The organism is Streptococcus mitis, assembly GCF_003942965.1.
GTDB classification, from domain to species: domain Bacteria; phylum Bacillota; class Bacilli; order Lactobacillales; family Streptococcaceae; genus Streptococcus; species Streptococcus mitis_BH.
In genome coordinates, this window is the sequence record NZ_RJOG01000043.1 from 1 (window position 1) to 6500 (window position 6500).

Here is a 6500-nt window from a genome sequence, read left to right on the forward strand (position 1 = left end):
TGTTTTAGTTCAGGTGAATAGTAACAATTCTTTCCTTTTTTGACGAACTCCATTCCGTAACGATCAATCAATTTAATCATGTACCTAAGATTAGAATTGTTTATCCCAAATTTATTTGAAAGCTTCTCTATGCTATATCCTTGTTTTCTAAGTTTATAGATCTGAACTTTATCATCATAAGTTAATTTCATAATAAAAACACCCCAAAAGTTAGATTTTTTCTGTCTAACTTTTGGGGTGCAGTTCATTCCTATGATCTACTCTTTTTCCATTAAAAAGTCATAAATTTCTTGCACGGTACCCAGCGCCATCATTTCTTGGTCTTTGACGGTTTGTTTAAGATTTTGGTAAATCTGACTCTCAGCTATATCACGCTTTTCAGCCTCTTTATTCACTGTCATAACGCCATCTTTGATTGTCACAAAACCTAATTCTTCAAATACTTGAATCATTTTGACCAGCAAGATTTGCTGAATATTAAGATAAGCTGCCAAATCTTTCAGCTTATAGCGAATATCAAACTCTGGAAACTGGTAGATAGTCTTGTACAATTTAGCAAACTGCTCTCTAGTCCCATAGCCTGTCAGATAGTAGGCCTTGTCAATATCATTTTTGAAATAGACAGCAGAGAAATTCTGTTCCTGAAAAATGGTCTTCAGCTGAGTAATATCCTCAGGTATGGTTTTCACGACAACCGCGTCACTAGTCGCTAAATCAGGCACTCCTCCAACAAAATCCAAGACTGGAACTCCTTCTGGCAAGACTGCATTCTTCCCACGGATGTTAAAAAGTTGAACACCCTCCACACGCGCATCCACCATCATCAACTGCAGGGCAGTTTGGCCATTCCATTGGTTGACAGACAATTTGACTGCCAGCTCTAGATTCTTGGTTTGAGCAAATTCTGTTGCCCATCTACCTTGACCGAAGGCCACCACTTCAAAACTCGCCTCACCCTTAGAAATTTTCAACTTGAGATGAGCATTGCCTGCCCCCATAGTACGGGCACTTTCGACCTGAAAATCCTTTATATAAAAGATAGGTTTCTGATTGTCCATGCCAAAAGGTGCCAAACGTTCAAAACTTTTGACCGTTTCCAAGCTAAGTGTCTCCAAATCCAGTTCTTCATCTAGATTTAACTTGTTCTTGCCAGCAGCATCTGCACCTTTTTCACGGACATAATCTTCCAAGACATGAGATAAATCTGAAAATTTCTCCACTTCTAGCGTCATTCCTGCTGCGCCAGCATGACCACCGAATGCGATGAAGAGGTCGCGATGGGGATCTAGAGCTTCAAAAATATCGACTGCTTCAACACTACGAGCACTGCCCTTGGCACGACCGTCTTCTATATTAAGAACGATGACTGTCTGCCCTAGTTCTTCCAACAAACGACCAGCCACGATACCTAGAACACCCGGATTCCAGCCTTCCTTGGCCAAGACTTGGACCTTCTTCTCAGGATCCACCATGGTCTTGGCTTCTTCATAAATTGACTGGACAATTTCCTTGCGCTCTTCGTTCTTCTGATGAATCATGAGGGCAATCTCATGCGCTTCCTCGTCGTCAAATCCAGTCAACAAATCAATGGCGGGATTGGGATCGTCCAAGCGGCCTAAGGCATTCAAACGAGGGGCAATCTGGAAACCAACCGTTTCTTCTGTTACTTCGTTGGCGCCAATCCCAGCCATGTCCAGCATTTCTTGTAAACCAATGCGCTGAGTATGTCCCAACATTTCCAGACCATACTGAACCAAGATACGGTTCTCATCTGTCAAACTGACCATATCTGCAATGGTACCAATAGCGACCAAATCAAGCAATTCCACTTGCACTTCTTCTAACAGGGCACAAGCCAACTTGAAAGCCACTCCACAACCAGCCAAATATTTGAAAGGATAATCCGCATCTGGATGTTCAGGATGGACAATCGCATAGGCATCAGGTAGGGTTTCAGGCATGGAATGATGGTCAGTCACAATGACATCCACTCCCATAGACTGGGCTAGTTCAATAGCCTCGTGACCTGCAACCCCATTATCCACCGTCACAATCAAGGAAATTCCTTCTTGCTCAATAAAGTATTTATAGACACTGGCATTAGGTCCATAGCCATCAGTAAAACGATTTGGCAAATAAACACGGCACTCAGCACCAAGCTGTTCCAAACTTTCCTTAACAATAGAAGCTGAAGTCATGCCATCCGCATCATAGTCTCCATAGACGAGAATATTTTCCCCTTCTTCAATGGCCTGACGAATACGAGCCACTGCCTTGTCCATATCATGAAGCAGATAAGGATCGTGCAAGTCCTCCAGGGAAGGTTCTAAAAACTTCTTTAGACTTTCTTGGTTCTGAATCCCTCTCTCAAACAATAAGCGAGCTACTTCAGGACCCAGTCCAGCCTTCTTGGCTATTTTTGTAAAATCCGCATCTTCTACCTGCGGGGCAAACTGCCATTCATAAGTAGGAGTTATCAAAAAGACATCCACTCTTTCTAAGAATTCTATTGCTTCATTATAACATGATTTAGACGTTTTCTCTATCCAGATTGCTTTTTTATAAAATTTTAGTGAATTTTTTCAGATATGATTTGACAATGCCATTCTTTTGGTGTAGAATCATGTTATAAAATCTAACACAAAGGAGATTCCTTATGGCTTTAGTAGAATTTGAACACGTCGAAAAATATTACGGAGACTACCACGCACTCCGCGACATCAATCTCCGTTTTGAAAAAGGACAAGTTGTTGTCCTCCTTGGTCCTTCTGGTTCCGGGAAATCCACTCTTATCCGCACCATCAATGGTTTAGAGGCTGTCGACAAGGGAAGTCTTCTAGTCAATGGCCACCAAGTTGCTGGTGCCAGCCAGAAAGATTTGGTGCCTCTTCGTAAGGAAGTCGGCATGGTTTTCCAGCATTTTAACCTCTATCCGCACAAAACAGTGTTAGAAAACGTAACACTAGCACCCATAAAAGTTCTAGGAATTGATAAAAAAGAAGCTGAAAAAATAGCTCAAAAATATCTGGAATTTGTAAATATGTGGGACAAGAAAGATTCTTATCCAGCCATGCTTTCTGGTGGACAAAAACAACGGATTGCCATCGCACGTGGACTCGCTATGCATCCCGAACTCCTCCTCTTTGATGAGCCAACATCTGCTCTTGACCCTGAAACCATCGGCGATGTTCTAGCAGTTATGCAAAAATTAGCCCACGAGGGTATGAATATGATTGTCGTTACCCATGAAATGGGCTTTGCCCGTGAAGTTGCTGACCGCATCATCTTTATGGCTGACGGAGAAGTTTTGGTTGATACGACAGATGTCGATGACTTTTTCGACAATCCAAGCGAACCACGTGCCCAACAATTCCTCAGCAAAATTATCAACCACGAAAGTGATAAAGTCAAATAAGGAGGCGCCTATGAAAAAGAAACTCTTTTTATCAGCATTATTGATTAGCCTTTTCGGCCTTGCTGCTGCAAAACCAGTCCAGGCTGATACTAGTGTCGCAGACATTCAAAAGAGAGGCGAGCTAGTTGTTGGTGTGAAACAAGATGTTCCCAATTTTGGCTACAAAGATCCCAAGACGGGGACCTATTCTGGTATCGAAACAGACTTGGCCAAGATGGTCGCTGATGAGCTTAAGGTCAAGGTTCGCTATGTTCCTGTTACAGCGCAAACTCGTGGACCGCTCCTAGATAATGAACAGGTTGACATGGATATTGCAACCTTCACCATTACAGACGAGCGCAAAAAACTCTATAACTTTACCAGTCCCTACTACACAGATGCTTCTGGCTTTTTGGTCAATAAATCTGCCAAAATCAAAAGTATTGAGGACCTAAACGGCAAAACCATCGGAGTTGCCCAAGGTTCCATTACCCAACGCTTGATTACCGAACTAGGTAAAAAGAAAGGCCTGACCTTTAAATTCGTCGAACTTGGTTCCTACCCAGAATTGATTACTTCCCTTCATGCTCACCGTATTGATGCCTTTTCCGTTGACCGCTCGATTCTATCTGGCTACATCAGCAAACGCACAGTACTACTAGATGATAGTTTCAAGCCATCTGACTACGGTATTGTTACCAAGAAATCAAATACCGAGCTCAACGACTATCTTGATAACTTGGTTACCAAATGGAGCAAGGATGGTAGTTTGCAAAAACTTTATGACCGTTACAAACTTAAACCATCTAGCCATACTGCAGATTAAGGAGGACACCCTATGACAGATTTATCATCTTGGACAGCCTATTTTCAGGATTTTGGCCAATTTTTCAATGGTTTCCTCTTCACCCTTGCCCTAGCAATTGGATCCTTTATCCTCGCTATGGTCTTGGGCATCTTCTTTGGAGCTATGTCAACCAGCAAACGTCCAATTTTGAGAATTTTAGCTCGTATCTTTGTAGAATTTTACCAAAACACTCCCCTCTTGGTGCAGTTTGTTATCGTTTTTTATGGCCTACCTCTTATCAGCGACCATATCATCATGATTCCGATCTATTGGACGGCTATTCTCTGCGTGGGACTCTATCACGGTGCCTATATCTCTGAGGTTATTCGTTCAGGGATTCAATCTATTCCTAGCGGTCAGATGGAGGCCGCCCTGTCGCAAGGTTTTACCTATATCAGTGCCATGCGCTTGATTATCTTGCCTCAGGCCTTTCGTATCATTCTCCCTCCTTTGACCAACCAAATCGTCAACCTCATCAAGAATACCTCGACAGTTGCTATCATCTCTGGAGTGGACTTGATGTTTGTGACCAAGTCTTGGTCAGCCCTCAACGGAAATTACATCCCAGCATTTTTAGGCGCTGCCCTTCTCTACTTTTCTCTTTGCTTCCCTGTTGCCCAGTTTGGTCGCAAGATGGAGCAAGCCAACAAAAAAGCCTATTCACTTTAGGAGGTTACTATGGAATCCATTTTAGAAGTTTTGACCCCAGATAACCTAGTCTTTATCTTTAAAGGATTTGGCTTGACCCTCTATATTTCTCTGATTGCCATCATCCTCTCTACTATCATCGGTACAGTTCTAGCGGTTATGAGAAATGGAAAAAATCCTATCTTACGCATTATCTCCAGCATTTACATCGAATTTGTACGTAACGTTCCCAATCTTCTCTGGATTTTCACCATCTTTTTGGTGTTCAAGATGAAATCCACTCCAGCAGGTATCACTGCCTTTACTCTCTTTACCTCAGCAGCCCTAGCTGAGATTATCCGAGGTGGTCTCAATGCCGTAGACAAGGGCCAGTACGAAGCGGGAATGTCGCAAGGATTTACTTCAGCCCAAATCCTCTACTACATCATTCTCCCACAAGCCATTCGTAAAATGCTGCCAGCCATCATTTCTCAGTTTGTAACCGTGATTAAGGATACCAGTCTTCTCTACTCTGTTATCGCCCTACAAGAACTCTTTGGAGCCAGCCAAATTCTCATGGGCCGTTATTTTGAACCAGAGCAAGTCTTCAGTCTTTATATTCTGATTGCCCTCATCTACTTCAGCTTTAACCTAGCAATTTCTAGCCTGTCTCATATGCTAGCAAAACGTTGGCAACAAGCCGCAGAATAAATTTTCATCACTAATAGAGCAAAATAACAAAAAGCAAACAAACCAATCCTAATTTAGGAAATTGATTTTGTTTGCTTTTTATTTTATCTTGAACACACAATATAAGTGCACCTCAAAAGTCAGATTTTCTATCTAACTTTTGGATACACTTATCTTACAATACTATTCTATTACTATTCTAAATTATCAAAATATCTATCAATTTTATTTCTCTTTAAACGATGACTTAATTGTTACAAGGCCAAGCAAGCTCAAAATAGTAATACCAACTAGTTGATACAATTCATTTTTCTCTGTTCCCGTATTAGGTAGAGTATTTCCATTTTGTTTCAATTCAACTTCTTTAGAAATTTCTTTTACAGAAACTTTTGATTGATTTTCAACTTGCTTTTGTTCTAATGGCTTAACTTTTAAATCCTTTTCTTTTACTGTATATATTTGTCTTTTTTGTCCTGCTGATTCATCTAAACCATTGATTGGGGATTTATATTTAGGAAAATCTAATTTCTCAGTATTCCCTAGCATACTTAAGGGAGCACGATATTCTGGAATATTAACAACCGGTGCATCACTAGGCGATACCCCTCCGTTAAATGCTGGGACTTCTAACACTTCCGGATTCCCTACCATACTTAAAGGAGCACGATATTCTGGAATATCAACAACCGGTGCATCGCTAGGCGATACCCCTCCGTTAAATGCTGGGACTTCTAACACTTCCGGATTCCCTACCATACTTAAAGGACCACGATATTCTGGAATATTAACAACCGGTGCATCACTAGGCGATACCCCTCCGTTAAATGCTGGGACTTCTAACACTTCCGGATTCCCTACCATACTTAAAGGAGCACGATATTCTGGAATATCAACAACCGGTGCATCGCTAGGCGATACCCCTCCGTTAAATGCTGGGACTTC

6 protein-coding genes and 1 pseudogene are annotated in these 6500 nt (G+C 41.7%); 4 read left to right on the plus strand and 3 right to left on the minus strand.

Annotated elements, in window-relative coordinates:
* Together D8837_RS08835 and recJ are read right to left on the minus strand one after the other, a co-directional pair.
* Positions 1–191: pseudogene (locus D8837_RS08835) on the minus strand (IS3 family transposase); the annotation flags it as partial.
* 66 nt (positions 192–257) lie between these two features.
* Positions 258–2480, minus strand: coding sequence for a single-stranded-DNA-specific exonuclease RecJ (gene recJ / locus D8837_RS08840; RefSeq protein WP_185755701.1), 2223 nt, complete (start codon positions 2478–2480; stop codon positions 258–260).
* A gap of 176 nt (positions 2481–2656) precedes the next feature.
* Here recJ and D8837_RS08845 point away from each other — a divergent pair, with 176 nt between their 5' ends.
* From D8837_RS08845 to D8837_RS08860, 4 genes are read left to right on the plus strand one after another with little or no spacing between them, the layout of a single operon-like run.
* On the plus strand, positions 2657–3415 hold the full coding sequence (locus D8837_RS08845) for an amino acid ABC transporter ATP-binding protein (protein WP_125456824.1): 759 nt from the start codon (positions 2657–2659) through the stop codon (positions 3413–3415).
* A gap of 10 nt (positions 3416–3425) precedes the next feature.
* On the plus strand, positions 3426–4220 hold the full coding sequence (locus D8837_RS08850) for a transporter substrate-binding domain-containing protein (protein WP_125456825.1): 795 nt from the start codon (positions 3426–3428) through the stop codon (positions 4218–4220).
* A gap of 12 nt (positions 4221–4232) precedes the next feature.
* Positions 4233–4910 (plus strand): amino acid ABC transporter permease, encoded by a 678-nt coding sequence (locus tag D8837_RS08855; RefSeq protein WP_125456826.1) that lies wholly within the window; start codon positions 4233–4235, stop codon positions 4908–4910.
* Between the two features lie 9 nt (positions 4911–4919).
* Positions 4920–5579: an amino acid ABC transporter permease gene (locus D8837_RS08860; RefSeq protein WP_000443865.1), complete on the plus strand. Its 660-nt coding sequence runs from the start codon at positions 4920–4922 to the stop codon at positions 5577–5579.
* Between the two features lie 204 nt (positions 5580–5783).
* On the opposite strand, the gene D8837_RS08865 is transcribed toward D8837_RS08860, so the two are convergent.
* A partial coding sequence (locus D8837_RS08865) for an SIALI-17 repeat-containing surface protein (protein ID WP_125456827.1) occupies positions 5784–6500 on the minus strand: 717 nt, incomplete at its 5' end.